Source organism: Marinimicrobium alkaliphilum (genome assembly GCF_003259155.1).
In the GTDB taxonomy this organism is placed as follows: domain Bacteria; phylum Pseudomonadota; class Gammaproteobacteria; order Pseudomonadales; family Cellvibrionaceae; genus Marinimicrobium_A; species Marinimicrobium_A alkaliphilum.
Window position 1 is genome coordinate 69890 of the sequence record NZ_QGMQ01000011.1, and the last position, 26969, is coordinate 96858.

Genomic DNA, 26969 nt, shown 5'->3' on the forward strand with positions numbered 1-26969 from the left:
CGTTATGCCTCGTCAAGAGCGTCGCGGGCAGAGGCCAGTGTCTGGCTCTCCGGGCGCATCAGCTCGCTGTTCATAATGCGGGAAATCTTGTCCGCGTAAGCCGGGTCCGTGGCATAGCCAGCGTTCTGCAGTTCACGTGCGTAGGCGTCAGCATCATCGGCGACGCTCAAGGCCTGCTGGTAGCGCGGGTTGTTTTGCAAGAACTCAACGTAATCGGCAAAGCTCTCCGCGTAGCTGTCGTAACGGCGGAAGTCGGCCCGCTCCTGTTGGGCCACGCCGTTGCGGTACTCCAGGGTACTGACATTGACGCTGTCGCCATCCCAGCGACGGTCGGCTTTGATGTTGAACAGGTTGTGGCTGTTGTCGCCTTCGCGTGTGTGAATCACATGGCGGCCCCAACCGGTTTCCAGGGCGGCCTGAGCCAGGAGCACACTCGGGTCAACGCCCAACTGTTCCGCGGCCTGCTCGGCGTAGGGGGTCAGGTGTTCGACGAACTCGGCCGGGCTGTTGAGGGCCGCGGTTTTGCCGCCGGGCTGCACACTGACGGTCGGGTTGGGGATGCCGCGGGTTGATTGGGTGGTGCCAGCATCCGGGTTGGGAGCGGATTGTCGGATTACGCCCTGCGGGCTAATCCGACCTACGGGGGATACCGAGGATGCGGGGGCTTCTGGGGCGGCATTGGTTTGCCCTTGCGGCAAGTGCTTGCCGTAGGCGGCTTTCATCTGGTCATACAAGGCATCGGCCAAACCGATGCCCCGCCCCTTGGCCATTTCCAGACCCAGTTGCTGGTGGTACATCTCTTCGTGGTGACGCATCTCGCTGCTGTCGAACATGCCGCCTTCTGAGAAAACGTCGTTACTGGCGCGCATCTGCTTGAGCATTTGCTGGATAAACAGGGACTCAAACTGCCGGGCGACCTCCCGCAAAGCCTCGGTATCACCGGCTCTGCCCATCTGTTTGACGTGATTCAGTGAGTTCACGCTAAACACGGAGTCTTGCATGTGTTGGCTGGCTTGGCTGTTTTCCAGAGCGAACATTCAGATCACCACTAGCTGGGCGCGCAGTGCGCCGGATTGTTTCAGGGCCTCGAGAATCGCCATCAAATCGCCGGGGGATGCACCCACCTGATTGACCGAACGGACAATATCTTCCAGGGTAGTGCCCGGTGCGAACTCGAACATCGGGTTGATATCCTCTTCAATATCAATATCCGTGCCAGGTACCACAGCGGTCTCCCCCAGGCCGAAAGGATTGGGCTGAGCAACGGCGTAGGTCTCGTTAATAGAGACGGTCAAACTGCCGTGGGTGATGGCCACTGGCGCCACGCGCACATGCTGGCCCACTACAATGGTGCCCGTGCGGGAATTGATCACCACCCGTGCCGCCTCATCCCCCGGTGTCACTTCGATGTTTTCCAGGATCGAAATAAACTCTACCCGGTGGGCTGGATTGACCGGGCTGTCCACGACAACCGAGCCACCGTCCATCGGGCGCGCAACATCCGGGCCCATCTTGTCGTTGATGGCCTGGGCGACACGGTTGGCCGTGGTGAAATCGGCGCGATTGAGGTTGAACACAATGGGCTGACCATCGTCAAAATTGTTGGCCACCGAGCGCTCCACAAAGGCACCGCTGGGAATACGACCCACGCTGGGGACGTTGACGGTTACGCGCGAGCCGTCAGCTCCCTGGGCACCAAAACCACCCACCACCAAGCTGCCCTGCGCGACCGCATAGGTATTGCCATCCAGGCCTCGCAGCTCGGTTACCAGCAGACTACCGCCGCGCAGACTCCGGGCATTACTGATGGAGTTCACAGTGACGTCAATGGCCTGCCCCGGACGGGCAAAGGCGGGCAGCTCAGCGGTCACCATCACAGCCGCAACGTTGCGCATCTGCATCCGTGTGCCCTCTGGCATGGTGATGCCGAACTGCTTGAGCATGTTGTTGAATGACTGGGTGGTAAACGGAGACTGGGTGGTCTGGTCACCGGTGCCATCCAGCCCCACCACCAGGCCGTAGCCAATGAGCTGGTTGGAGCGCACACCGGCAACACTGGCGATATCCTTCAGGCGTTCGGCCTGGGCCAGACTGGCTCCCAGCAAAAGCGTCAAGGCCAAAACAAGTCGTGTAAACATGGTCATGTCCTCAGTACTCAGAAGGGCCAGTAGGGGCCATTGAAGAAACGTCCGAGCCAACCCATTTCACCAGCGTCGGCCAGGGTGCCGGTGCCGCTGTAGGAGATACGGGCATGCGCCAGGCGGTTGGACTGCACGGTGTTCTGGGGGGAGACATCGTCCGGGCGGATGATGCCGCTGATGCGGATAAATTCATCGCCCCGGTTCAAGGTCATCCACTTTTCACCGCGCACCACCAGGTTGCCGTTGGGCAGCACTTCGGCGACCGTCACGGTGATGTTGCCTTCCAGGCTGTTGCTCTGGTCTGCACCGGCATCGCCGTTAAAGTCGCGGCTCTGACCCAGGTTGGTCTCAAGCTCAGGCAGGTTGCTCCCCAACAGCGGCCCCGCATTGAAATTGGTGTCGCTGTCCTTACTCACCGAAACATTGGAACGTTTGCGCGAGACAGTGCGCTCGTTCAGTGTCACCGTAATCACATCGCCCACTTGCAGGGCCTTGCGATCATCAAACAGGCTCATACCATAACGGGTCTGATAGAGTGAGCCCTCGGTGCGCTGGGGCATTTCTCCTGCCGAGTAGACCGGCGGCGCGTAATAGGGATCGTTCGGCGCAGGGCGCTCGTAGGTGACGCAGGCGCTCAGCGCACTGAGCATGCCAGCGACCAGGGCGGTGCGAGTCAGGTTCGTGATCAGTCTATTCATCTCAATTCACCTCGGCGTTAGAGCGTCTGGCTGATGTACTGGAGCATTTGGTCTGCCGTGGACACCACTTTGGAGTTCATCTCGTAGGCGCGTTGGGTGGTGATCATGTTCACCATTTCTTCCACGATATCGACGTTGGAGTTTTCCAGCATGCCTTGTTGCAAGGTACCCATGCCATCTTCACCCGGCGCGGCCTGAAGGGCGTTACCGCTGGCCACCGTCTCAACAAACAGGTTGCCGCCAATCGATTCAAGACCGGACGGATTGACGAAATCTGCCAAAACGACATCACCCAACTGCTGAGGTTGCACTTCACCGACGAAATGCGCGCTCACCACGCCATCGGTGCTGATGGTGATTTTGCTGGCATTCTCCGGCACCAGAATCGCGGGTTCCACGGGCAGGCCGTTGTTATTGACCAACTGACCCTCACCGTTGATTTGCAGTTGACCGTTGCGGGTAAAGGCCAGGGTGCCGTCCGGCTGCAGGATCTGAATAAAGCCGCGACCATTGATGGCCAGGTCGAGGGCCTGATCGGTGACTTGCAGGCTGCCTTCCGTAAATTGTTTTTGCGTGGCCACAACCCGCACACCACTGCCGAGCTGCAGGCCCGAGGGCAGCTGAGTGTCCTGGGTAGTGAGGGCGCCGGGCTGGCGCTGTACCTGGTAGAGCAGATCTTCAAAGGCCGCGCGATCGCGTTTGAAACCGACGGTGCTGACATTGGCCAGGTTATTGGAGATGGTGGTGAGCTGCTTGTCCTGGGCGCTCAACCCGGTTTTGCTGACATAGAGTGCTGAATGCATGACAAATTACCTTGTGTTAAGCGCTTAGGAGACTTGCAACAAACTGGCCGAACGCTCGGAGTTCTGCTGCACGGTTTGCATCATTTTCACAGACATTTCGTACTGCCGGGACAGACTCATGATTTCGGTGAATTCGTTGATCGGGTTGACGTTGCTACCTTCGAGAAAGCCGGTCACGACCCGAACTTCCGCCGCCGGGTCCAACTCTTCAAACGCGTTGTGCCGGAACAGGCCGTCCTCGCCCTTCTCCATGCCCTGAATTGCAGGGTTGACCAGCTTGATGCGATCAAAATCCACCATGGCCTCGACGCCCTGCCCCTGCAACTGTAATGACAGCGTGCCGTCGTGGCCTATTTCCACCCGCTCCAGGGGCGGCAATGCAATCGGACCCTGATCACCAATCACCGGCAAACCATTGGCCGTGCGCAGAAAGCCCATGGCATCAATCACCAGGTTGCCCGCACGGGTGTAGGCTTCAGTGCCGTCCGGGGCCTGAACCGCGATAAAACCCTCGCCCTCGATGGCAATGTCCAGGTGACGACCGGTGCTGTTGAGCGGCCCTTGGGCAAAGTTGGTCGCTGGGCGCTCAGTCAACGCGAAAGCCCGGGTAGGATGGCCATCACCGTGATAGACCCCCATGCTGCGTGCCTGGGCGAAGTCGGCGCGAAAGCCGTCGGTGCTGACATTGGCGAGGTTGTTGGCATGACTGGTCTGCGCCAGCATGTTGTGCTTGGCGCCGGTCATGGCAATGTAGAGGGCCTTGTCCATTGTGAACTCCGGTTTGTTGGATTGCTTACCGGGGTTAATGCAGGGTCCGTGCCTGATTTGTTTTATTGTTTAAATTCAGTAGGTTATTGGTATTTTTAGAGCGTTGCGAGGCGGCAAGGCGGCAAGGTTTGGCAGGTGTGAGTTGCCGCTTTTGGGGCGATGCCCATTTGATGGGTTTGGGTGGTGGGTTGGCTCGGACAGGGGTTTTGGTTTGGGGAGGCGGGTTGAGGGGAGTATTATTGAGATTGGGTGCCTCAGGTGTCGGATTACGCTTCGCTAATCCGACCTACGCAGACATCAGTGCATTGTTTCGCGTAGGTCGATTGTTTATGTAGGTCGGATTAGCCGAAGACGTAATCCGACAAAACGGCACCCAACCCAGACATCAGCGCAGTGTTCCGAGTAGGTCGATTGTTTATGTAGGTCGGATTAGCCGAAGACGTAATCCGACAAAACGGCACCCAACCCAGACATCAGTGCAGTGTTTCGCGTAGGTCGATTGTTCATGTAGGTCGGATTAGCCGAAGGCGTAATCCGACAAAACGGCACCCAACCCAGACATCAGCGCAGTGTTCCGAGTAGGTCGGATTAGCCCGCCAGGGCGTAATCCGACGCTAAGGCACCCAACCCATTAACGCAGGTTGATGATGGTCTGGGTGGTGGCATTACCGGTTTCAATGGTCTTGGCACTCGCCTGGAAATTGCGCTGGGCAATAATCAGGTTGACCAACTGTGCCGACAGATCCACATTCGATTCTTCCAGAGCGCCGGAATTGATCGACCCGAGTGATGCCGAACCGGGCGCACCAATGATCACTTCGCCGCTCTCAAAGGTCTGCGACCATTTGGTTTCACCTGAGGGACGCAGCGCTTCAACGTTGGCAAAATTGGCGAGCGCCACCTGCCCCAGAATCTGTGCTTCACCGTTGGTAAAGCGGGCGAAGATGATCCCGGTTTCACTCACATCCAGGCCCGACAGGCGCCCGGTGGTGTAGCCGTTCTGGTCACGCTCCTCCACGGCAAAGGAGCTGCCGAACTGGGTGGTACCGGTCAGGTCGATCTGAAAGTTGGAGCTTGCCGGCGGCTCGGAAACCGGCAGACTGCCACCCTGCAGAACGTTCAGTGGTGCCAAGGCACCAAAAGGTTCACCATCGCTGTCGCGCGGCACCCAGTTGGAAATCAGCATGTCGTCGGTCAGTTCGGTATTCAGGCGCCCGTCCGAACGGAAGTGGACATTGAATTCCGCACGCGTGGGCAGCGTATTCTCCGGCGACGGCAAGGTGGTGTCCGGGTCGCCCACGTCCTGACCGTCAATCAGGACAAACATTCTCCAGTGGTTGGGCGAAGTAGACGCGTCGGCCGGGTCATACTCCTGACGCACAAAGTACTGAGTCATCACATGGGGATTGCCCAGACTGTCGTAGATAGTGCTGGATGTGGAGTGGTTGTAGGTACCCTGATCGTTAGGATCAAAGGCATTGATGGCCACTTCAGTGAAGCTGTCCGGCGTCAGAGGTGCAAACAGGTTGCCTACCTCGGGCGTGCTCTCCACCAGGGCGTACCCCTCCTGCATGGTAATCTCGACCGAGCCACCGATAACCACCGCGTCGCCCAGGGTATCGACGGTCTGGGTGCCGGTGCCGGTACGACCAACCACATCGGCGTTACCTGCCGGTTGCGGCCCGTTGAAGGTAAAACGTAAATCCGCCCCGGTGGTAGCGACGATTTCCAGATCTCCGGTATCAGTCACTTCAGCGCGTACACCGGGTAACCGCGAGCTACTGAGGTTGTTGATCTCACTGGCTAAACCTTCCAGATTGGTGGAGCTGAGCGTTACCCCGTTGAGACGCAGGTTGTTGTTACTGTTGTCAAAAGTGCCGCCATTGATGGTGGCCTGTGTGCGTGCCGACGCCGTCACACCGGAAAGCGAGTTGAGTTCCGAGGCCGTACGCGCCGCCGACGACCCGCGCTCGCTGGTGAAGGTCACGGTGCCACCACTGGGGTTGGTAAACTCCAGGGTCTGGCGGTCGTAGCCGTTGGTCACCGCAGCGATACCGGCCACCGATTCCGGCGTGCCGGACGCATTCTGCGCGGTCACAACATCATTGAGCGCTGTGGATAATGCATTGGTACCCGTAACATTATCCAGCGTAATTTCGGAACCGACACCGGACGTAATATCCTGAAACTCAATCCGGCCATCGACTACGACGGCTTGGGCATTGATCGGTGCCGAGGCCCCAAAAATCGCGCTGTTAATCAGGCTTGCAATATCCTGCACCGAGTTGGCGGTGGAGGAATCCAGGGTAATGTTCAGCGTGCCATTGCCTGACGCGGGTGAAGAGCCCGCCAGAGAAATTTGAAAGCTGGTCGGGTTAGCAGTGAAATTCACCGGTGTGGCAATAGCGCCCAAATCCAGTATCGTCGTGGTATCTTCGCTCAGACCTTGGCGCGCAACACCCACTGCGCCCCCGTCTGTGGTGATACTGGAACCGACCGATTCCAGAACAGTTTCGTTGGCATCGAGGTTGAATTGCCCCTCCGCCAGGGTCGTTTGCCGCGGAGCCTGGGTGCTGACGTCGATTTGCAGATCGCTCAGTACCCCGCCGACATTGCCGCGATCATCGGCGGCGAAGCCCTGCAAGCGGTCGTTGGTGTTCGAAACAATATAACCATCGCGATCGAGCCCAAAGGCACCCGCGCGGGTATAAAATTGACCATCTTCGTTGCTGACCACAAAAAAGCCCGCACCGTTAACGGCCAGATCCAGCTGGTTCTCGGTAAAATTCAGATTGCCCTGGCTGTGCTGCTGGCGAATTTTATGCAAATTCACGCCGCTACCGGCGCTGTTGGGGCTACTCCCCAGAAGTGAACTGGCATAGACATCGCCGAACTCGGCGCGCGAGGTTTTAAAGCCGGTGGTGCTGGCATTGGCGATGTTATTACCGGTCACTTGCAGATCGGTATTAGCGGCGCGAATGCCACTGAGTGCTGTATTGAATGGCATAACCTTCTCCTGATTTTACCGGTTGGCCAGGGGCCGCTTAGTTGAACTGTTTGACTTCGGTCATACTGACTGGGCCAATGCCCGCCAAGTTGAGAATCAAGCGCCCATCTTTGCCCAAGGTGACGCTGTTGACGTTGGCGCTGAGTGCGGTTTCGAGTTGCTCTACCTCACCCTCCTGCGTAGCCAGCACCTCAAAACGATAGTCGCCAGGTGGGAAGGGCTCCTCCCCTGCACTCCAATCCAGGAGCTTACCGTTAACCTCCATGCGGTGACCGTCCCAACGGAAAATGTTATCTCCGGCCTCGGCGTAACCCACCGGCACCTGGGCTGCGAGCGAACCCATTGAGTCATAGATGTTGATGCGCATATCTGTGGTGGTGGCATCGAGCTTGACACTGCCAGAGACAATGCCGCCTTCCTGCAACTGGGTGCTGTTGCTCGGCACGCTCACCGAGCGCCCCACCAACGAGGACGCCTGCAAAGCCTGGCTGGACATGAAACTGTTGGCAAAGCCATCAAAGTTTTCATTCAGCCGCTCCAGTCCTTCGACCGAACTGAACTGCGCCAGCTGGGCCACGAACTCGCTGTTTTCCTGCGGGCTAAGTGGATCCTGGTTGTTGAGCTGCGCGATCATAAGCTCCAGAAAAGCGCTCTGCCCCAGCTCGTTGTCCTTGCGCTCGTCCTTGAATTTGTTGCCCATATCCAGATGGCTCAGAATATGATTGACTGACTGATTGTTATCGACCTGGCTCATACACTCCCCCTTACTGTCCCAGAGTCAAAGCACGCTGGACCATTTGTTTGGCGGAGTTCATCACTTCGACATTCATCTGGAACGAGCGGGATGCGGAAATCATGTTGGTCATTTCTTCGACCACATTAACGTTTGGATAGAACACATACCCTTCTTCATCGGCTTGCGGGTGGTGCGGCTCGTAGCGTCGCTGCAGGGGCGCATCGCTCTCCACAATACCCATGACTTGGACGCCAGCACTGGCGTCGGGGTGGCGATCGCCGCCCTCCCCGCCCAGCGCCATGCGCATCGCCTGCTCCTGGACGGAAGCGAACACCGGCTGACGTCCACGATAGACCTGATCCACGCTCGAGCTGGCGGTCTGGGCGTTGGCCATATTGCTGGCGGTGGTATTGAGACGAACGCTCTGGGCGTTCATGCCGCTGCCGGCGATGTCAAAAATCGTACCGAGTGCCATAGGATAATCTCCGCGTATCGGACTTACTCGCCGCGCAGGGCGGACAGCAGGCCTTTGAATCGACTGTTGAGAAACTGGAAGCTGGCTTGAAACTCCAACGCGTTTTTCATGAATTCGGCGTGCTCGACATGCTCCTCAACGGTGTTGCCGTCGATGGAAGGTTGAGTGGGCACGCGGTAGGCTTTGCTCGGATCATTGTCGAGAAATCCGCGCGCCGGCAGGTGCCCGGACTGGGTGGTATTAAGGCTAAAGCGGCTCGACGGATTACTTTGAGCGGCCATCGCCGCCTTGAAGTCCAGATCGCGGGCCTTGTAGTTGGGCGTGTCCACGTTTGCCAGGTTGTCCGCCAGCACCGATGCGCGCTGGGCGCGAACTTTGAACGCCGACTCGTGGATGCCCAGGGCATTGGAAAAGGAAATGCTCATTGTGCTACTCACCTCAGTCTTTCAGGTTACCGCCCGGGGCCAATTTGCCGCTCGGGTCGCTATAGGTGAGTCAATGCAACCCCTGTGCCAACGCACAGGAATTTCTCTAAGCTATTGTTTTAATGGAATTTTCGAAATCAGGAAGGCGCTGCGATGAGCAGCCAGGATGGCAAAGCGGCAAGGGTTTACCGCCGTATCAGATAGCCTTGTAGAAGATACCGGGATCGCCACGCTGCATCTCAAACTTGTCACCAATGCCCGCCAGCCCCTCGGAGGAGCCCAGAAACAGGATGCCACCGGGCTTGAGTGCCCCGTGCAGTTTGAGAAGGATGCGCCGCTTGAGATCAACGTCGAAGTAAATCAGGACATTGCGGCAAAAAATTACATCGAAGCGCCCCAGGCCTGAGTAGGGATCGAGCAGATTCCAGGCTTTGAACTCGATTCGGTCACGAATCATCGGCTTGACCCGCCAGATGTTGTCCTGCGGGCTGTCGAAATAGCGATCGCGAAACTCGGGCGACAACCCCCGTACCACCGACAGCCGGTCGTACTCACCGCGTCGGGCCTGGTCCATCACGATGGATGACAGGTCCGTCGCAACAATCTGTACCGGGCGCGCCAGCGCCCCCATGCGCTGGCGCTTGAACTCCTCCACCATCATACTGATGGAATAAGGCTCTTGCCCTGACGAGCAAGCCGCCGACCAGATTCGCACTGGCCCGTCATTGCGCCGCTCGCCACTCATCAGCTCGGGTAACAGTTTGTTCCGCAGGTGTTCAAAGGGGTAAGTGTCCCTAAACCAGAATGTCTCATTGGTGGTCATGGCATCAATCACCTGGTCACGCAGGCGTCGATTACCGTTCTGCTTGAGTACCCGCACCAGATCGCTGAAGGCGCTCAGGCGGTGCTCCTCCAGAATCCGCCGAATCCGGTTGGATACCAAATACTGCTTGTTGTCCCCCAAGGCAATACCGCAGGCATCCTGAAGAAACTGGCGGAAGTGATCAAACTCCGCTCGATCAAAGGTCTCGGTCACTGTAGAGGTCTTATCCGTCATAACTGCATTGTGGCCTTCGTATCGGGATGTGCACACCTAGCGGGTAGGCGCGCCCTGGATGTCCTGCCCTGTGGTATCTACCACATAGTCGTTGACCATCTTGGCCAACTCGTCGGGGTGGAACTTGGCCAGAAAGTGATCGGCGCCGACCTTTTTCACCATACTGGTGTTGAACACGCCGCTGAGCGACGAATGCAGGATAACATGAAGGCCCGCGAGTTTAGGGTCGTTGCGCACCTCGGCCGTAAAAGTATAGCCGTCCATTTCCGGCATCTCGATATCGGAGATGACCATCAGAACCTCATCTTTCGGGTTTTTGCCCTCGGCGGCAATGGCCTTCAGGTAGTCCAGCGCCTCCTTGCCGTTTTCCTTGAGCAGGGTTTTGACCCCCATGGAATCGAGCACCCGCTTGACCTGCTTGCGCGCGATACTGGAGTCATCGATCACCAAGACCGGTTTTTCCAGCACCTGGCTGGCCAGGTTCGCGCTTACGACCCCCTCGCTCACCCTGTCCATCGCCGGGGAAACCTCGGCAAGAATCTTCTCGACATCGACAATTTCGACCAATTTACCGTCGACTTCGGTCACCGCCGTCAAATAATTGTCTTTGCCGGTCCCCTTCGGGGGCGGGTGAATCTCACTCCAGTTCATATTCACAATACGGTCAACCCCTCGCACCAGGAAGCCCTGGGCAGTGCGGTTATACTCGGTGATGATCACAAAGCTGTTGCCGTCATCCTTAAGCGGTCCACGGCCAATGGCCTGGTTCATATCCATGATTGACAGGGTACCGCCACGAATATGGGCCACCCCGCGCACCAATTGGCTCCGGCCCGGCAAAGCGCTGAGTGGCGGGCACGGCAGCACTTCGCGCACTTTGAACACATTGATGCCGTACATCTGCTGGCCCGACAACCGAAACAGCAAAAGCTCCAGGCGATTCTGCCCCACCAGCTGCGTACGCTGGTCCACACTGTCCATTACTCCGGCCATGTCTTGCCCCCATCTTATGAATCGTTTACTGCGTCTCTTGCGCCACTCGCCAACCTGGGTCGCGGCACAGTTATTGCTTTAATTCTGATCAGTTGAGGTTAACGGCTGAAAACCGTCACTCTTTAGAGCATATTACGGTTTGGCGTAGAGAAAAACCACGCGCCAGCCACTAGGTTGAGGATAGGCTAAAAATGCGCATTTTTCGCGTTTTTCTGTACCTTTGGGTCTCACTGCTTGCGGCGCCAGCAACCGCACAACACGCCGATCTTGGCGCGCTGCATGAGCAGGTGACGGCCTTTCTGCACACCCAGTATATGAGTACCGATGCCGCCCGCATCGACGTGCAGGTGAGCAACCTGGATCGGCGCCTGACCTTGCCCGAATGCCAGGAGACCCCGGAACTGTCGGTCAACGATCCCCAGCAACGGGGCGGTAACGTCAGCGTTCATGTCCGTTGCGCTGAGCCGGGCTGGGCGTTTTACGTTCCATCCCAGGTGGCTCTGTACCATCCGGTGGTGGTTGCCGCACACAACCTAGAGCGGGGCGCACAGTTGACGGAGGCAGATGTGACCCTGGAAATGGTCAATACCAGCACCCTGCGCCAGGGCCATCTGGATAATCTGGAAAGTGCCGTAGGGCGCGAGCTGCGCCGCCCGCTGAGCCGGGGCGATGCGTTACGATCTGGCCTCCTCGATGCCCCTATGCTGGTCCAACGAGGCGACGAGGTGGTGATTGAAGCACGGTCAGGGGGTATTTCGGTCACATCCACGGGCACCGCTATGGCCAACGGCCGTCTGGGCCAGCAAATCCGGGTACGCAACAGCCAGTCCGACCGTATTGTCCGAGGCGAAGTGGTGGCACCGGGCCGGGTATTAAGTCAGCTGTAGACCGGCTTGCCCTTATAATTTGAACCGGCGCACATTTAGCGCAAAAAAAGATTAAAGTTATATGTACCCTGGCCGTTAACCCATGCAGAGAAGGTGCATCCAGTGCACACTCCTGTGTAAACAAGCCAGAATGTTGGGGAACAGATTATGGTTATCGATTCAAACAGTAACGGTATTAAAAACCACACCCAGCCTACGGGTGGACAACGTAGCCAGGCCACCGGCAATAGCGGCACACCCGCACCGGCCGCCAAAAGCGATGCCCCGGCGAGCGGAGATCGCGTGGTTCTCAGCCAGGAGGCACAGAGCCTTCAACGCTTGCAGGGCCGTATCAACGACCTGCCGGACGTTGACAGCGAACGCGTCGCCAGCCTCAAGCAGGCCATTGCCGACGGCCGCTTTGAAGTCAACGCCGAGCGCATTGCAGAAAACATGCTGCGTCAGGATGAACTGCTGAACTGATTGTCTGTCCACGGGCCGCGCTCGCCTCCCCAACCGAGCAGGCGGCCCTTATGATCGGCGGTACTCCCGCCACTGGCCCTGTTATGCACCGGAGCAGCTGTATGCCGCACACACCCCTGCCCTCGCTCTCGCTGCTGCGCGAGCAGCTCAACACCGATTCCGGTGCGATTCACGAGCTCAAGGCTCTGCTTGAACAGGAGCGGTCGCTCCTGGAAGCCCGGGATACTGAAGCCCTGGTACCCCTGATTGTCCGCAAAGACGAGCTCCAGGCGATACTGGTCAAGCACGCCCGTGAACGGCAACAATGGCTTGAACAAGCCGGTCTGAAAAGCTGGAGCGATTTCCTCAACAGCCGCGATACCACCACAGCCTTGATTGAACCCTGGCACGCGCTGGCCGATACCTTTGCGCAGTGTCAGGAACTCAATGAAATCAACGGTCGACTGATCGGACGCTCACGCAAGACCCTGGAGCAGCTGATCAGCCTGATGCGCGGCCAATCTCTGGAGCCGGAACTTTACACCGCCAAGGGCGGTACCACCCCCAAAAAGGATGGCCATACGGTCACCAAAGCCTGACCCTCCCCCACGCGAACCAGCGGCGGCAGTTGTGCAAACCCTACCGGATGGGTAGGATTGCACCCTGCAACGACGTCCTCGTAGCTCAGTTGGATAGAGCAGCCGCCTCCTAAGCGGCAGGTCGCAGGTTCAATTCCTGCCGAGGACGCCACTCTCCGCCCGCTGAGCCCTGCGACTTGCCCATGAATCTGATTATTCTTCACCCGGATGATTTTACGCAGCCGGACGTTGCACACCTGCGCGATGCCCGCCGCTGCACGCATATACGCGATGTGCATCGGGCACAGCCGGGTGATGAGCTTCGTGTAGGCGTGCTCAACGGCGCCCTGGGACGCGGCCGAATCATCACCCTGGACCAGGACGGGATCGTCCTGCAGATCACACAGGAACGGGAGCCGCCTCCCATGCTGCCTCTGACTCTGGTATTGGCACTGCCCCGCCCGATGATGCTCAAACGCATTTTCCAGACCGTGGCCACGCTCGGGGTACAAGAACTCATTTTGCTGCACAGTAAACGGGTGGAAAAGAGCTTTTGGCAAACGCCGCTATTGGCGCCGGAGGCCATTGCGGAACAGTTACTGCTGGGGCTGGAACAGGGCGGCGCGACGCAACTGCCAAAGGTCCGCTTTGAAAAGCGCTTTCGAGGCTTTGTTGAAGACCAACTACCCGCACTGACGCAGGACAGGTTGGCGCTGGTCGCCCATCCCTACGACGCCGAGCCCTGCCCCGCACAGGTAGCGCAACCGACCCTCTTGGCCATCGGCCCGGAAGGTGGATTCATTGATTACGAGATCGAGAAATTACGCGCTGCCGGCCTGGCGCCCGTGCACCTGGGTCCACGCATTCAGCGGGTAGAGACAGCTGTGACTTTCTTACTGGGTCGCCTCTTCTAACCATTTTTCACACAGCGCCTCAAAGGCGGCTTTTGGCAGCGGGGGGCTGCAGAAGTAGCCCTGGTAAAAATGGCATCCATAGCGCTGAAGAATATCGAACTGGGCTTCCTGCTCAACGCCCTCAGCTACCACTTCCATGCCCAGCAGGCGCCCCATGGTGATAATGGTTTCCACCAACACACGGTCGTTGCGATCCTCAATAATATCCGCAACAAAACTCTGGTCGATCTTTAGCACGCTCACCGGCAAGCGCTTCAGATAACTGATTGACGAGTAACCAGTCCCGAAATCATCCAATGAAAAACTGACACCGCGCGCGACCAATTGCTCCATGGTATCAATCGCTTCGTCAATACGCTGAATGATAATACCCTCGGTGACTTCCATTTCCAGAGAATGCTCGGGCACAGGATAGCGATCGAGCATCGCCAGAACATCTTCGGCAAAGGCAGTGCGCCGGAACTGACGCGGGCTGATGTTAATGCTCAAGCGCATACCCCGACGCCATACTCCACGTTTTTGCCAATCACACAGAGTTAGACACGCCTCCTCGACGACCCATTGACCAACGTCCAGAATCAGCCCAGAGGTCTCCAGAACAGGAATAAAGTCTGCCGGCGATATCAGCCCTTTTTCCGGATGATTCCAGCGCAGCAGCGCCTCGGCGCCAACAATTTGCCCGCTGCCCATATCCACCTTGGGCTGAAAATAGAGCTCAAACTGGTCGTCGTCGATCGCGCGGTGCAGATCCCCTTCCATAATCAGCTGGCGGCTGACCCGGTCTGCCATATCTTCATTGAAAAACTCGATGGCATCGCGGCCCTTTTCCTTGACCTGGTACATGGCGGTGTCGGCGTAGCGCAACAGCTCGTGAACACTGTTGTTGCGATCCGGGTAAACCACCACACCAATACTGCAGGTGACCCGCAGATCCAGATTGTCGTGCTGGTAGGGCTGAGAGACCACCCGGCGAATTTTCTCACTGATTTCGCCGGCGCGCAGTGCGGCGGTGGAGATATCCTGGTCCAGCACAGTGAGCAGTACCACAAACTCATCGCCGCTCAAGCGCACCACCAGATCCTCGTCGCGCACTGTCCCGACCAGCCGCTGGGCAACCTCTTTCAGCACCTTGTCACCCACTGGGTGGCCGAGCGAGTCATTAATATTCTTGAACTGATCCAGATCGATAAAGAGCACAGCACCATAGTAGCCATGACGTTCAGCGCGGCGGATCTCGTGTTCCAGGCGCTCGATCAACTGGATCCGATTGGGCAGGTTAGTGAGCGCATCGTGGTGCGCCATAAATTCCATCTTGGCCTGGGCATTTTTGCGCTCGGTAATATCCACCGATACCACCAGCGCCACCGTCTCGTCATAAAACGCCAGAGGCATCACATGCGTCTGCAGAAAACGCTGTTCACCAGTCGCGGTAGTAAAGGCCTCCTCGGCGATATCAATCTCTTCCTGACGATTGATCACGCGCGCATCTTGCGCCATCAGCGAGTCGAGGTTCTGTTGGGTATCGCCAAGCAGCTGACGTACGTGAATATTGCGCATCTCCTCCGGGGTATAGCCCAGTGCATCCGCCAGGGACTTGTTGGCAAACAGGTAGTAGCCAGACACATTGCGCGCGCCGATCATCACCGGCAGTCGATCGATAATCTGACGGACATGCTCTTCACTCTTACGCAGCGCCAGCTCTACGGCCCGGCGCTTGGCCAAGGACAACTCCACCACATCCAGGAGTTGATTACTGCTACTGACCAACTGTGCCAGCTCGTCCTTACGCCCCGGTAAACTGGTCAAACGCCGCACCCCGGGGCGATCCGGATTGATGCTGCGAATCTCTCGCGCCAGGCGCACCAGAGGCTTGGTCAGCAACAGATAAAAGACGATAAATAGCGATACCACCAACAGCATATTGCGCAGGAAGCCGGTCACCACCCCCAGTTCAGACCGGCCATAGAAACCCGACAACGCTTGGTCGACGTCAACTTCGAGATAGATGCTGCCGGCCGTCTCCTGACCGTAGCCGGGAATAATCAGGTAGGAAGCATACTGACGCACGCCTTCAGTCAACAGCGCCGTAAGCCAGCGGGTACCACTGTCACGGACCGGCGTAGCGCCGCTGGCGAGGACATTCCCCAGCTCATCAGTAATCGTCACCTCAGTGACAAAGTCATACACCAGCAGCCCAGCCACCACCTCGGCCGACAGGTCGTCATCGAGGGTGTGAACTGAACGTGCTGCGGGCGGCGTCGCGACTTGTATGACGCGCTGCATCAGCTCGTCAAATTCACTGAGCTGCAAACGAAAACCCAGATAGAATTGCGCCGAGCTGATCACCAAGCCCAGCACAACCGCAATAATGATTCCGATTTTGGCGAGTTGGAATGAGATGCCCTGAAAAATTGTCGGTGCGTTATTATCGTTCATTTGACCTTGTCATCACCTACTGAGCTGATCATTCAGCACACGGTCTGGCCGGGTAAACGGCAAGTCCAGCGATTCGGCTACCGCCAAGTGAGTCACCTGACCGGCACAGATATTGAGGCCTGCGCGCAGATGCGCGTCGGCCGCCAATGCGTCTAACCCCTGATCCGCCAGTGCCTGAACGAAAGGGAGTGTGGCGTTCGTCAACGCCAGGGTCGCCGTGCGCGCCGCCGCACTGGGCATGTTGGCGACACAATAATGCACGACACCGTTCACCGTAAAGGTGGGCTGGGCGTGGGTTGTGGGTCGAGAGGTGGCGAAACAACCTCCCTGATCTATCGCTACGTCCACCAACACGCTGCCGGGCTGCATCTTCCGCACCTGGGCTTCGCTCAACAATTTCGGGGCTGAGGCGCCGGGTATCAAAACCGCACCAATCACCAGATCGGCCGTGAGAGCGCGCGCTTCGGTCAGAGCACCGGTGGCATACTCACAGTGTACCCGCCCGCCGAAAAGCTTGTCCAGTGTGCGTAAACGCGCCAGCGACGTATCCAGCAAGGTGACCTGTGCGCCCATTCCCAACGCGATTCGCGCCGCCTCCGTGCCCACCACACCGCCGCCGACAATGACAACCTGTGCAGGCGCGACACCGGGCACTCCCCCAAGGAGGACACCCCGTCCACCTTGCGCAAGCTCCAAGTGGTGCGCACCCGCCTGCACCGCCAGTCTCCCGGCCACTTCCGACATGGGCGTCAGCAAGGGCAGACCGCCATCAGCCTGAGTGACGGTCTCATAGGCAATGGCGGCTGCCCCCGAAGCCTGCAGGCGCTCGACCAGGGCGGCCTCAGCAGCCAAGTGGAGATAAGTGAATAGCAGGTGATCGGCACGCAGGAGGGCGCACTCCTCGGGCTGGGGCTCCTTGACCTTGACGATCAGTCGCGCTCGGGAAAAAACCTCCTCGGCATTCGCGGCAATCTCGGCCCCCGCATCGCGATAGACCTGATCGCTGAACCCGACCCGCGCCCCAGCACCGCGCTCCACCCAGACCCGATGGCCTCCCCGAATGAGTTCCTGAACCCCGGCGGGCGTCAACCCGACCCGATACTCGTCCTGTTTGACCTCTTTGGGTACGCCCACCTGCATAGCCAACTCCCGTTAAAACACTCGACGTTACTGGCAGTATAGAAGCTTCAGCTATTTACAGTTGTACGGCAGGCACAAACTCTCGCACCGGATCGTGCGCTGATTGCGCCTCGACACCCGCGCCACTATTCGCCCGCAATCCGGCAAAATCGAACAAGGCGATATCAGCCAGCTGCGAAGGTGCCACATTCTTGATGGCCGAAAAGATGGTTTCTGTGCGCCCGGGGTTCTCACGCTCCCAGTCATGCAGCATCTGTTTGATCACCTGACGCTGGAGGTTTTCCTGAGAGCCGCACAGGTTGCAGGGAATGATCGGAAAGCCTTTGATTTCGGCGTAGTGCATCAGGTCCTGCTCCTTGCAGTAAGCCAGGGGCCGGATGATGATATTGCGTTTGTCGTCCGAAAGCAGTTTGGGCGGCATGGCTTTAAGCTTGCCACCGTAAAACATGTTCAGAAACAGGGTTTCGATCATGTCGTCCCGGTGGTGGCCGAGGGCGATTTTGGTCGCGCCAATTTCGTCGGCAAACCCGTAGAGCGTGCCTCGCCGCAGCCGGGAGCACAGACCGCAGGTGGTCTTGCCCTCGGGTATCACCTCCTTGACGATGCTGTAGGTGTCCCTCTCAACGATATGGTAAGGCACCCCCAGGGTATCCAGATAATTGGGCAGCACATGCTCGGGAAAGCCCGGTTGCTTCTGGTCCATATTCACAGCCACTAGCTCAAAGCTCACCGGAGCCGTTTTTTGCAAGCTCATCAGGATATCGAGCATGCCGTAGGAATCCTTGCCCCCGGACAGACATACCATCACCTTGTCGCCATCCTCAATCATGTTGTAATCGACAACCGCTTGCCCGACCTGGCGGCGCAGGCGTTTTTGCAGCTTATTGTGGTCGAGGCGCGCTTGGCGCACTGGGGGAGGTGTACTCATGGTCAAACTCTGAGGCTGGCCGAATCGCGCGGCGTGGGGTGAAAAGCCGCTATTGTACGGATTTTAAGCTCCGCTGGAAACGCTGGTTCCGGGTTTGCCGCCCGATGGCAAAAGCCTGCCCCTCCATTGCCGCCCGATGACCCGGCGTTTACTTCAAAAAAGGCTGCAGCCCCCATTAACCGGCACTACCCGCGACTGGCACAAGCCTTGCTTTACTTCTCTCAACAAGACGTCGCGATTAACCGGAGTATCGCAATGACCCTTTTTGAAAACGTGATTCAAAAGCTGGCTGGGCGCAAGTCCGGCGCCCCGTCGCAAGCGCCCACCCCCGGTGCGCGAGCTCAACAGCCCAGCAGAGCCGAGCAACTGCTGCTCAATCTCGCCCATCAACACCAGTTGCTGGAAGTGCGTATTGAGGGAGAAACGCAGCGCTTTCAGAGCATGATTCTGGCGGTGGATACGGAACGGGGGCTGATCTGGCTCGACGATCTATTCCCGCGCTTTGAGGCACTGCTGCCGGGCGACAGTATTGACGTACAGCACCAGCGGGGCTGGGAATCACTGAACTTTGGCGGCCCGCTTCTGGCGCTCGGCGCCAGCTTTGGCGCCACGGGTTTTGCTCTGGCACTACCCGAGGTTTTGGGCTATCAACCCCGGCGGCAGTCGCCCCGCTGGCAAGTCCCGGACTATGCGCCACTGCGGGTCAAGATGAGAGCCAACTACGAAGAGCCAAGCTTTGGCCGTCTGCTCAACCTCTCCGCTGGGGGTATGCGCATCGCACTACCCGGCAATCAACAGCACCTACTGCGCCGGGATACGCTGCTCACTTTGGTTGAGGTGCCCCTGGATCAACAATTCACCCTGCGCTGCCGCGCCCGAGTGCGCAACCTGCGCCTGGCCCGCAGCCCCTATCGACACACTCAAGTGAGCCTCGAGTTCGCCGAGCTGACACCGGAGCAACGGGAGCAACTGACCCGCTTCGTCAATGTTCAGTTGAGCCTCGCGGTTGGCAGCACGAGAGCGGCATAGCCCCGTTGACGCGCGGTGCCTCAGGTGTCGGATTACGGCTGCGCCTAATCCGACCTACTCCAACCATGGCACCCTGTTTCCAGTAGGTCGGATTAGCCCAAAGGGCGTAATCCGACAAACGTCACTTGCGCTCGAAGAAAAGCGTAAACTTTGCGGCCCGCTTGCCGACAAGCTCTAGTAGACGCGACAGCCCACCGAAGAGGTACCCCCTTGGTGGCACCGACGGACTCACCCTATAGCCAGGCCAAATCGCTATGCGCAATAATGGAGCAGTTACAGGCAGGAACATCCCCGTTGCCGCGGGAGACGAGCTGGTTTCATCCACGGACACCCGCGGAGTCATCCGCTTTTGCAATCAGACCTTTATCAATATATCCGGCTTCTCTGAGGATGAGCTTTTGGGTGCGCCCCACAATATCGTGCGCAACCCGGAGATGCCCGAAGCGGTTTTTGCCGGCATGTGGACGACCCTCAAGGCCGGTAAACCCTGGATGGGCATCGTCAAAAATCGCTGCAAGAACGGCGACCACTACTGGGTGGACGCCTATGTCACCCCTCTCAAGGACAAGGGGCAGATCGCCGGGTACGAATCCGTGCGGGTCAAGCCTGATCCGGAGCGCGTCAGGCGCGCCGAGCGTGTCTATCAACGCCTGAAGGCAGGCAAGTCGCCCTATTCGGCGCTGGAAACCGGGTCGCGCAGACTCGCCGCTCCTGCCCTCGCCACCCTTGCGGGTACCCTGATACTCGGACTGGGGGCGCTTACCACCGGTTTCTTCAGTGCCTCCGTGCTCCTGTCGGCGGTCCTGTTCAGCGGCGTGCTGACGCTCTTTGCCCAACTGCTTTATCGCAACAACCTGAAGCCTGCGCTGGAGCAGGCACGCGAAGTCATTGACGACCCCTTGGCCGCTTACATCTATACCGGGCGCCAGGACGTCACCGGTGAGATCTATCTAGGCCAGCTCGCCCTGCGCGCCCGACTGCGCACCGCTCTGGGCCGGTTCACCGAGTCTGCCAAGGAGCTTCGCCACCAAAGTGACACCGCCAGCACTCAAGCCGAAAAAACCCATCAAGGTATGGACGAACAGCGCCGGGAAACCGATGCGGTGGTAAACGCCATGCAACAGATGGCCATCGCGGTACAGGAAATTGCGGGCAGCGCTACGCAGACGTCGAGCGCCACCAGCGAGGCAATCGCCGAGGTATCCAGCGGCGGCCAGGTGATTGAGGCCGCCAGCCGGGCCATTGGCGAGCTGTCCACCAATGTCGGCAACCTGAGCCAAGTACTCGACCGGTTAATGGCCGACAGCAGTGAGATCAGAACCGTTGTCGATGTCATACGCGGCATCGCCGAACAGACCAATCTGCTGGCGCTTAACGCCGCCATCGAAGCCGCGCGCGCCGGGGAGCAGGGACGCGGGTTCGCGGTCGTGGCCGACGAGGTGCGCACCCTGGCTCAGCGCACGCAGGATTCAACCGGCAACATCCAGAAACTGATCGGCAATCTCAACAAGGCTACCGAAGAAGCCAGTCTGAATATGGACAGCTGCCAATCTCAGGTGGACACCAGCGTCAAGCAGATGGCTAACGTCCGCCAGGCTCTGGATGCCATCGTCGGGGCGGTCAACACCATTGACCAGATGTCCCACCAGATTGCGGCGGCCGCCGAAGAGCAATCGGTCACCGCCAAAGACATCGAGAGCAACACCGACAATATCAGCCGGATTTCCAACCGTACCCAGGCGGAAATTGCCGAGGCCAACCGCCTGAACCAGGAGATGGCCGAGCTTTCACGCAAGCAGTTCCTGCTGGTAGACCGCTTCGATTAAGGCTGCCCGGGTGAATGCCAGCCCCATCTGCGCTATGCTAGGGGGCTGACATTCACCAAGCACGCAGGCGCCATGAGCAACCAGACCCCGCTAAGCCAGGAGCAGCTACTCGCCATCGATCGCGAGCACATCTGGCACCCCTACTCATCCTTTACCCATCCCACCGAGGTGTTCCCGGTCGCCCGCGCCGAGGGTGTGCGCCTGACGCTCACCGACGGCCGCACGCTGATCGACGGCATGTCATCCTGGTGGAGTATGCTCCACGGCTATAACCACCCGGTACTCAACCAGGCGATTCGCGACCAGCTCGACGATATGGCCCATGTGATGTTCGGCGGTCTGACCCACGCGCCGGCAGCGCGCCTGGCCCAGCAACTGGTAGCGCTGACGCCAGCGGGCCTGAATAAAGTGTTTCTGGCAGATTCCGGGTCGGTGTCAGTGGAGGTGGCCATGAAAATGGCGATCCAGTACTGGCAGTCTCAGGGTCTCGCCAACAAGCGCCGCCTGCTGGCGTTCAAACGCGGCTACCACGGCGATACCTTTGGCGCCATGTCGGTCTGTGACCCGGTCACAGGCATGCACCACCTGTTCAGCGATACGCTCGCCCAACAGCTGTTTGCCGAGGCCCCGGACAGTCCCTTTGACGATCCCTGGGACGACGCCTGCGTGGCGGATATCGCGCGCCAGCTCGCCGACCACAAGGACGAGCTGGCCGCGGTGATTCTGGAACCGATCGTCCAGGGCGCTGGCGGTATGCGCTTCTATTCCCCCGAATTTCTTCGCCGGGTGCGCGCCCTGTGCGATGAGCATGACGTTTTGCTGATCGCCGATGAAATCGCCACCGGCTTCGGTCGCACCGGCAAGCTGTTCGCCTGTGAGCACGCGGGCATCACTCCGGATATTCTGTGTCTGGGTAAGGCTCTGACCGGCGGCTATATGACCCTGGCCGCCACTCTGTGCACGGACAAGGTCAGCCAGGGCATCTGTGAGGGTGAGGCCGGGGTGTTTATGCACGGCCCCACCTTTATGGGCAACCCCCTGGCCTGCGCGGTGGCCAATGCCAGCATTGAATTGCTGCTGGCAAGCGATTGGCAACATAATGTCCAACGGATTGAGGCACAATTGCGCCGTGAACTGGCTGCCTGCGCGTCCCTGCCCGGCGTGGCTGAAGTGCGGGCGCTCGGCGCCATCGGGGTGATTGAGCTGGCCGAGCCGGTGGATATGGCGGTGATCCAACCGCGCTTTGTCGATGCCGGTGTGTGGGTGCGCCCTTTTGGCAGACTGGTGTATATCATGCCGCCGTTTGTGATATCAGAGACGGATTTGACGGCGCTGACGTCGGGCATTTATGCCGTACTGGCCGGGTATTTGGATTCGGACGATGTTTAACGTCGTGCGGTGCCTCAGGTGTCGGACTACGCTGCGCTAATCCGACCTACACAAACAATGGCACACCGTATCCAGCAGGTCGGAGTAGCCCGCCGGCGTAATCCGACAAGGCGGCACCCAACTCGACCCAAGGCACCAATGTTCAAGTAGGTCGGATTAGCCCGCAGGGCGTAATCCGACAAGGCGGCACCCAGCCCGACCCAAGGCACCAATGTTCAAGTAGGTCGGATTAGCCCGCAGGGCGTAATCCGACAAGGCGGCACCCAACTCGACCCAAGGCACCAATGTTCAAGTAGGTCGGATTAGCCCGCAGGGCGTAATCCGACAAGGCGGCACCCAGCCTGAAAGGTATGCCCAATCCAACACTTATTGAAGACACACATTTATGGCAATCAACTGGTTCCCCGGACACATGCACAAGGCCCGCAAAGAAATTGCCGAGGTCATGCCGCGCATGGACGTCATCATCGAGCTGGTGGATGCCCGCATCCCCTTCTCCAGCGAGAACCCCCTGGTGCCGGCCCTGCGCGGCAACACACCCTGTATCAAGCTGCTCAACAAGGCCGACCTCGCAGACCCGGAACTGACCCGGGCCTGGATCGAACACCTGGAGCAGGAGCAGGGCATCACCGCCCTGCCCCTCAACGCCAAAGAGGCCGACAAGGTACGTCAACTCCCTGCCTTGTGCCGCTCCCTGACCTCCGCACGCAAACTGGAGACCCGGGGCGTGCGCGCATTGATTCTCGGGGTGCCCAACGTCGGCAAGTCGACGGTGATCAACACGCTGGCCGGACGCCAGGTGGCCAAAACCGGGAACGAAGCGGGTATCACCAAGGCCCAGCAGCGAATCAAGCTGGACGACGATATGGTCCTGACCGACACCCCGGGCTTTCTCTGGCCCAAACTCAGCCCGCCGGAATGCGGCTATCGACTGGCCATTACCGGCGCCATCAAGGACACAGCGTTCGAGTATGAGGATATCGCACTCTTTGCCGCCGACCTGCTGCTCCGGCACTACCCGGAGCGCGTCAAAGAGCGCTACCGCATCAACATCCTCCCGGAAACCGACCTGGAATTGCTGGAAGCGATCGGCGTTCAGCGCAATTGTGTGCGCAAGGGCGGCAGTGTGGAGCTGCAGAAAGTGTCGACACTGCTGATCAAGGAGTTGCGCGACGGGATGCTTGGGCCGCTGACGCTGGAAACCCCTGAGCAGGTGGAGCGGGAGATTGCGGCAGCGAGGGAGGAGGATGAGCGGAAGGCACAGGAGAAGGCGGAGCGGGATCGGGTGCGGAAGCAACGTACCAAGAAGAATCGCCGCTAGTAGGCTGTACACCCCGTAAAGTTGGGTAATAGCCCACGCTTGCGGCGCCCAGACCGGCTCAACTATCGTAGAGTACAACAACCGCCAGCGCGTTGGTCGGATGAGAAGGTGATTCGGGTTGCGCTGCGTGGGACCGTCGCCCGCAGGGATGCGGGCGTCGAGCCCCCAAGGATGGGTTTACGGCGCGTCCCGCGCAGCGCAACCCGAAGCACCGCCACCACACCCAATCAACGCGAACACAAACCACATATCAGGAGCAGTTATGGGACTTTTAGTGAAAGGCGAATGGCACGACGAGTGGTACGACACCGAGAAAACCGGTGGCGAATTCATTCGTGAAGACGCCCAGTTTCGCGACTGGGTGACGCCCGATGGCAGCGCCGGCCCTGACGGCCAGAAAGGTCACAAAGCCGAGGCCGGGCGTTATCACCTGTATGTATCCTACGCTTGCCCCTGGGCGCACCGGACGTTGATTTTTCGCAAACTGCTGGGCCTGGAAGATGCTATCAGCGTAGCGGTGGTGCACCCGCACATGCTGAGCAAGGGCTGGGAGTTCAAAAAGGACGACACCTTCGGGACCGACAAGGACCCGCTCTACGGCTTCGACTGCATGCACCAGGTATACACCAAACACGACAGCCAGTACTCCGGGCGCGTGACTGTGCCGGTGCTGTGGGATAAGCAGGAAGAGAAGATCATCAATAACGAGTCGGCGGAAATCATTCGCATGCTTTGTACCGGCTTTAAAGATATCGCCAAAAACCCCAAAAACTTCTACCCGGAGACGCTGAAAGACAAGATCGACGCGATCAACAAAACCGTTTACCACAATATCAACAACGGGGTTTACCGTTCAGGCTTCGCCACCAAGCAGGAGAAGTATGCGCAGGCGTACCGGAAATTGTTTGGTGCGCTCGATGAGGTCGAAGGGATTTTGGGTAAACAGGCATTCTTGACGGGGGACGAAATTACCGAAGCTGACTGGCGGCTGTTTACGACGCTGGTGCGTTTTGATGCGGTGTACCACGGCCACTTCAAATGCAATCGCAATCGGATTGAAGATTACCCCAACCTGTCCAACTATGTCCGGCAGTTGTACCAGTGGCCGGGCGTCGCAGAAACGGTGCATATCGATCATATCCAGCACCACTACTACTACAGCCACGACACCATTAACCCGACCCGGATTGTGCCCGAAGGGCCGGAGCTGGATTTTACCCTGCCGCACAACCGCTAGCCCAGCTGCCAGGTGGCGGTTTGGTACCTCAGATGTCGGATTACGCTGCGCTAATCCGACCTACTGGAGACAATGGTCACTAAACCCCAAAACTCCCATAGTTTCCCCGCCCGGCTTGCAAGCGGCTTTCGGCAAACAAGCGAGCCCGAGCCGGGGATAACAGCTGACTCAAACACACCGTCTGCAACCCCAGCGCCAATAGATCCCCCAGTCGACGCCCATGGTAAACCAACGTTGGGGCATCCAGACCCAGCAGCTCGTCCACCGACGCCATCAACGCCGCTAACGCGGGAACCTCCGAGCGCGCCTCACTGACCCGCAGTCGCCAGTCTGCCAAACAGTCGGGTGTGCGCTCCAGGATACGCAATATATCCAGGCATTGGACGTTGCCACTGCCCTCCCAAATCGCATTGATGGGTGCCTCTCGGTACAAGCGCGCGCACAGGTGCTCGTCCATGACACCACTACCGCCAATACACTCCATCGCCTCATGATTGTGGGCCGGCACCTGTTTACATACCCGGTATTTCCCCAGCGCTGCCCCCAGACGAAACAGGGCGCGCTCAGCAGGCTCAGCGGCACGATCAAGCGCCGCCGCCAGGCGCAATGACAACGCCAGCGCCGCATCGCTTTCCAGTTCCAGGTCGGTCAGCACCGCGCGCATCAACGGCTGCTCACTCAAGCGCGCACCGAACGCCTCACGATACTCACAGTGGTGCCGGGCCTGGACAAACGCCTGGCGCATGGCCGCCGCCGAGGCCACCGTGCAGTCAAAGCGGGTCAGGGCCACCATTTCCAGAATGGTCGCGACACCGCGCCCCTGCTCCCCAATCAACCAGCCTTGGGCCGCCCGAAATTCCACTTCGCTCGACGCGTTGGAGATATTGCCCAGTTTATTTTTCAGCCGTTGCAGGTAGAGTCGATTCTTCTGTCCGTCCGGACACCACCGCGGCACCAGAAAGCAGGACAGGCCTTCTTCGGTCTGCGCCAAGGTCAGAAAACCATCACACATCGGCGCCGACATGAAGTACTTGTGCCCAACAAGCTCGTACAGCCGCCCACTCCCGGGCTCGCTCACCGGCTGGGCAAAGGTGGTATTGGCGCGCACATCCGAACCACCCTGCTTTTCGGTCATGGCCATACCGATGGTGGCACCCCGCTTGCGCTCAATGGGTAAGTCTCTGGGGTCGTAGTGGCGGGATAGCACCCTGGGCAGCCAGGTATCAGCGATCTCGGGCACCTGGCGCAGCACCGGAACACTGGCAAAGGTCATGGTCAGCGGGCAGCCGTGGCCCTGCTCCACCTGGGTCTGCAAATAGAGCATGGCAGCCCTCTCCAGGTGGCTGCCGGTGCCGTCCCAGGGCAGAGCATGAATACCCCTGCCGATCGCATCAGCCATCAGCTCGTGATACGCGGGGTGGTAGTCAACCCGATCGATACGCTGCCCTACCCGATCGTGGGTATATAACACCGGTGGATGGGCGTTGGCGGTAAAACCCCGAGCAATCATCGCGGCCGAGCCGGTGTGAGCACCGTAGTCGCTCAAAACCTCCCCCAAAGCCTCGCCGCCAAGCATTTTCATTGCCTGCCGGAGCGATGGGTCGCCCGCCCAGGCGTTGTAGTCTTCAAACACCGGCACCACGTTGTGCACGCTGTGGGTCTCTGCCGTCGCTCGGAATGCTCCGATCCGGGGTTCTTCGGATTTATTCATGGTAAGCCTCCCGGCACAATCTCAGCGGA

The 26969-nt window shown here is 58.9% G+C and carries 24 protein-coding genes, 1 tRNA gene and 1 pseudogene; 11 read left to right on the forward strand and 15 right to left on the reverse strand.

Annotated features, from left to right (window positions below; genetic code table 11):
- Window positions 1-2 precede the first annotated feature (2 nt).
- The 11 genes from flgJ to DKW72_RS15460 form a co-directional block, all read right to left on the reverse strand.
- Window positions 3-1037: a flagellar assembly peptidoglycan hydrolase FlgJ gene (gene flgJ, locus DKW72_RS15410; RefSeq protein WP_111643286.1), complete on the reverse strand. Its 1035-nt coding sequence runs from the start codon at window positions 1035-1037 to the stop codon at window positions 3-5.
- Window positions 1038-2138: a flagellar basal body P-ring protein FlgI gene (locus DKW72_RS15415; RefSeq protein WP_198411393.1), complete on the reverse strand. Its 1101-nt coding sequence runs from the start codon at window positions 2136-2138 to the stop codon at window positions 1038-1040. It abuts the gene before it with no gap.
- A gap of 17 nt (window positions 2139-2155) precedes the next feature.
- Window positions 2156-2839, reverse strand: coding sequence for a flagellar basal body L-ring protein FlgH (flgH, locus tag DKW72_RS15420; RefSeq protein ID WP_111643288.1), 684 nt, complete (start codon window positions 2837-2839; stop codon window positions 2156-2158).
- A gap of 17 nt (window positions 2840-2856) precedes the next feature.
- Window positions 2857-3642 carry a flagellar basal-body rod protein FlgG gene (flgG, locus tag DKW72_RS15425; protein ID WP_111643289.1) on the reverse strand — a complete coding sequence of 262 codons (786 nt, stop codon included), beginning with the start codon at window positions 3640-3642 and terminating at the stop codon, window positions 2857-2859.
- A gap of 24 nt (window positions 3643-3666) precedes the next feature.
- Window positions 3667-4410 carry a flagellar basal-body rod protein FlgF gene (flgF, locus tag DKW72_RS15430; protein ID WP_111643290.1) on the reverse strand — a complete coding sequence of 248 codons (744 nt, stop codon included), beginning with the start codon at window positions 4408-4410 and terminating at the stop codon, window positions 3667-3669.
- Between the two features lie 631 nt (window positions 4411-5041).
- A complete protein-coding gene (locus DKW72_RS15435) occupies window positions 5042-7417 on the reverse strand; it encodes a flagellar hook-basal body complex protein (protein ID WP_111643291.1) in 2376 nt (791 codons plus the stop codon).
- A gap of 37 nt (window positions 7418-7454) precedes the next feature.
- On the reverse strand, window positions 7455-8171 hold the full coding sequence (locus DKW72_RS15440; protein ID WP_111643292.1) for a flagellar hook assembly protein FlgD: 717 nt from the start codon (window positions 8169-8171) through the stop codon (window positions 7455-7457).
- Between the two features lie 10 nt (window positions 8172-8181).
- Window positions 8182-8628, reverse strand: a complete 447-nt coding sequence (gene flgC / locus DKW72_RS15445; protein ID WP_111643293.1) for a flagellar basal body rod protein FlgC — start codon at window positions 8626-8628, stop codon at window positions 8182-8184.
- A gap of 23 nt (window positions 8629-8651) precedes the next feature.
- Complete coding sequence (gene flgB, locus DKW72_RS15450; RefSeq protein WP_111643294.1) at window positions 8652-9053, reverse strand: flagellar basal body rod protein FlgB; 402 nt, start codon at window positions 9051-9053, stop codon at window positions 8652-8654.
- Between the two features lie 196 nt (window positions 9054-9249).
- Entirely contained in the window at window positions 9250-10110 is an 861-nt protein-coding gene (locus tag DKW72_RS15455; protein ID WP_111643295.1) for a CheR family methyltransferase, read from the reverse strand.
- 36 nt (window positions 10111-10146) lie between these two features.
- Window positions 10147-11103 carry a chemotaxis protein CheV gene (locus tag DKW72_RS15460; RefSeq protein WP_111643296.1) on the reverse strand — a complete coding sequence of 319 codons (957 nt, stop codon included), beginning with the start codon at window positions 11101-11103 and terminating at the stop codon, window positions 10147-10149.
- Window positions 11104-11294: 191 nt separating this feature from the next.
- Between DKW72_RS15460 and flgA the strand changes: the two genes are divergently transcribed.
- From flgA to DKW72_RS15485, 5 genes are all read left to right on the forward strand, one after another.
- Window positions 11295-11990, forward strand: coding sequence for a flagellar basal body P-ring formation chaperone FlgA (gene flgA / locus DKW72_RS15465; protein WP_111643297.1), 696 nt, complete (start codon window positions 11295-11297; stop codon window positions 11988-11990).
- A gap of 147 nt (window positions 11991-12137) precedes the next feature.
- Entirely contained in the window at window positions 12138-12452 is a 315-nt protein-coding gene (gene flgM, locus DKW72_RS15470) for a flagellar biosynthesis anti-sigma factor FlgM (RefSeq protein WP_111643298.1), read from the forward strand.
- A gap of 101 nt (window positions 12453-12553) precedes the next feature.
- Window positions 12554-13030, forward strand: a complete 477-nt coding sequence (locus tag DKW72_RS15475) for a flagella synthesis protein FlgN (protein ID WP_157960515.1) — start codon at window positions 12554-12556, stop codon at window positions 13028-13030.
- 74 nt (window positions 13031-13104) lie between these two features.
- Window positions 13105-13181: transfer RNA gene (locus DKW72_RS15480), tRNA-Arg, on the forward strand.
- Window positions 13182-13212: 31 nt separating this feature from the next.
- Window positions 13213-13923 carry a 16S rRNA (uracil(1498)-N(3))-methyltransferase gene (locus DKW72_RS15485; RefSeq protein WP_111643300.1) on the forward strand — a complete coding sequence of 237 codons (711 nt, stop codon included), beginning with the start codon at window positions 13213-13215 and terminating at the stop codon, window positions 13921-13923.
- Here the strand turns inward: DKW72_RS15485 and DKW72_RS15490 are convergent.
- Genes DKW72_RS15490 through ttcA form a run of 3 tightly spaced genes read right to left on the reverse strand, consistent with a single transcriptional unit; the run spans window position 13903 to window position 18427 of the window.
- Window positions 13903-16359, reverse strand: a complete 2457-nt coding sequence (locus tag DKW72_RS15490) for a putative bifunctional diguanylate cyclase/phosphodiesterase (protein ID WP_111643301.1) — start codon at window positions 16357-16359, stop codon at window positions 13903-13905. The genes DKW72_RS15485 and DKW72_RS15490 overlap by 21 nt on opposite strands.
- Window positions 16360-16371: 12 nt before the next feature.
- Window positions 16372-17499 carry an alanine dehydrogenase gene (gene ald, locus DKW72_RS15495; RefSeq protein WP_111643302.1) on the reverse strand — a complete coding sequence of 376 codons (1128 nt, stop codon included), beginning with the start codon at window positions 17497-17499 and terminating at the stop codon, window positions 16372-16374.
- Window positions 17500-17554: 55 nt separating this feature from the next.
- On the reverse strand, window positions 17555-18427 hold the full coding sequence (gene ttcA, locus DKW72_RS15500; RefSeq protein ID WP_111643303.1) for a tRNA 2-thiocytidine(32) synthetase TtcA: 873 nt from the start codon (window positions 18425-18427) through the stop codon (window positions 17555-17557).
- 255 nt (window positions 18428-18682) lie between these two features.
- On the opposite strand from ttcA, the gene DKW72_RS15505 reads away from it, so the two are divergent.
- From DKW72_RS15505 to DKW72_RS15525, 6 genes and pseudogenes are all read left to right on the forward strand, one after another.
- On the forward strand, window positions 18683-19456 hold the full coding sequence (locus DKW72_RS15505) for a flagellar brake protein (protein WP_111643304.1): 774 nt from the start codon (window positions 18683-18685) through the stop codon (window positions 19454-19456).
- 254 nt (window positions 19457-19710) lie between these two features.
- Window positions 19711-20031 (forward strand): annotated as a pseudogene (locus tag DKW72_RS16820) (PAS domain-containing protein); the annotation flags it as partial.
- An 18-nt stretch (window positions 20032-20049) separates the two neighbouring features.
- Entirely contained in the window at window positions 20050-21282 is a 1233-nt protein-coding gene (locus tag DKW72_RS15510) for a methyl-accepting chemotaxis protein (RefSeq protein WP_408631118.1), read from the forward strand.
- A gap of 72 nt (window positions 21283-21354) precedes the next feature.
- On the forward strand, window positions 21355-22671 hold the full coding sequence (gene bioA, locus DKW72_RS15515) for an adenosylmethionine--8-amino-7-oxononanoate transaminase (RefSeq protein ID WP_111643306.1): 1317 nt from the start codon (window positions 21355-21357) through the stop codon (window positions 22669-22671).
- Window positions 22672-23056: 385 nt separating this feature from the next.
- A complete protein-coding gene (ylqF, locus tag DKW72_RS15520) occupies window positions 23057-23992 on the forward strand; it encodes a ribosome biogenesis GTPase YlqF (RefSeq protein WP_111643307.1) in 936 nt (311 codons plus the stop codon).
- A gap of 262 nt (window positions 23993-24254) precedes the next feature.
- Entirely contained in the window at window positions 24255-25229 is a 975-nt protein-coding gene (locus tag DKW72_RS15525) for a glutathione S-transferase family protein (RefSeq protein ID WP_111643308.1), read from the forward strand.
- Between the two features lie 79 nt (window positions 25230-25308).
- Here the strand turns inward: DKW72_RS15525 and DKW72_RS15530 are convergent, their stop codons facing one another.
- Window positions 25309-26940, reverse strand: a complete 1632-nt coding sequence (locus DKW72_RS15530; protein WP_198411394.1) for an acyl-CoA dehydrogenase family protein — start codon at window positions 26938-26940, stop codon at window positions 25309-25311.
- Between the last annotated feature and the right edge of the window lie 29 nt (window positions 26941-26969).

Coding starts and splice junctions, on each gene's coding strand:
- flgJ (WP_111643286.1), bottom strand. CDS start 1,037: ATGTTCGCTCTGGAAAACAGCCAAGCCAGCCAACACATGCAAGACTCC.
- DKW72_RS15415 (WP_198411393.1), bottom strand. CDS start 2,138: ATGTTTACACGACTTGTTTTGGCCTTGACGCTTTTGCTGGGAGCCAGT.
- flgH (WP_111643288.1), bottom strand. CDS start 2,839: ATGAATAGACTGATCACGAACCTGACTCGCACCGCCCTGGTCGCTGGC.
- flgG (WP_111643289.1), bottom strand. CDS start 3,642: ATGCATTCAGCACTCTATGTCAGCAAAACCGGGTTGAGCGCCCAGGAC.
- flgF (WP_111643290.1), bottom strand. CDS start 4,410: ATGGACAAGGCCCTCTACATTGCCATGACCGGCGCCAAGCACAACATG.
- DKW72_RS15435 (WP_111643291.1), bottom strand. CDS start 7,417: ATGCCATTCAATACAGCACTCAGTGGCATTCGCGCCGCTAATACCGAT.
- DKW72_RS15440 (WP_111643292.1), bottom strand. CDS start 8,171: ATGAGCCAGGTCGATAACAATCAGTCAGTCAATCATATTCTGAGCCAT.
- flgC (WP_111643293.1), bottom strand. CDS start 8,628: ATGGCACTCGGTACGATTTTTGACATCGCCGGCAGCGGCATGAACGCC.
- flgB (WP_111643294.1), bottom strand. CDS start 9,053: ATGAGCATTTCCTTTTCCAATGCCCTGGGCATCCACGAGTCGGCGTTC.
- DKW72_RS15455 (WP_111643295.1), bottom strand. CDS start 10,110: ATGACGGATAAGACCTCTACAGTGACCGAGACCTTTGATCGAGCGGAG.
- DKW72_RS15460 (WP_111643296.1), bottom strand. CDS start 11,103: ATGGCCGGAGTAATGGACAGTGTGGACCAGCGTACGCAGCTGGTGGGG.
- flgA (WP_111643297.1), top strand. CDS start 11,295: ATGCGCATTTTTCGCGTTTTTCTGTACCTTTGGGTCTCACTGCTTGCG.
- flgM (WP_111643298.1), top strand. CDS start 12,138: ATGGTTATCGATTCAAACAGTAACGGTATTAAAAACCACACCCAGCCT.
- DKW72_RS15475 (WP_157960515.1), top strand. CDS start 12,554: ATGCCGCACACACCCCTGCCCTCGCTCTCGCTGCTGCGCGAGCAGCTC.
- DKW72_RS15485 (WP_111643300.1), top strand. CDS start 13,213: ATGAATCTGATTATTCTTCACCCGGATGATTTTACGCAGCCGGACGTT.
- DKW72_RS15490 (WP_111643301.1), bottom strand. CDS start 16,359: ATGAACGATAATAACGCACCGACAATTTTTCAGGGCATCTCATTCCAA.
- ald (WP_111643302.1), bottom strand. CDS start 17,499: ATGCAGGTGGGCGTACCCAAAGAGGTCAAACAGGACGAGTATCGGGTC.
- ttcA (WP_111643303.1), bottom strand. CDS start 18,427: ATGAGTACACCTCCCCCAGTGCGCCAAGCGCGCCTCGACCACAATAAG.
- DKW72_RS15505 (WP_111643304.1), top strand. CDS start 18,683: ATGACCCTTTTTGAAAACGTGATTCAAAAGCTGGCTGGGCGCAAGTCC.
- bioA (WP_111643306.1), top strand. CDS start 21,355: ATGAGCAACCAGACCCCGCTAAGCCAGGAGCAGCTACTCGCCATCGAT.
- ylqF (WP_111643307.1), top strand. CDS start 23,057: ATGGCAATCAACTGGTTCCCCGGACACATGCACAAGGCCCGCAAAGAA.
- DKW72_RS15525 (WP_111643308.1), top strand. CDS start 24,255: ATGGGACTTTTAGTGAAAGGCGAATGGCACGACGAGTGGTACGACACC.
- DKW72_RS15530 (WP_198411394.1), bottom strand. CDS start 26,940: ATGAATAAATCCGAAGAACCCCGGATCGGAGCATTCCGAGCGACGGCA.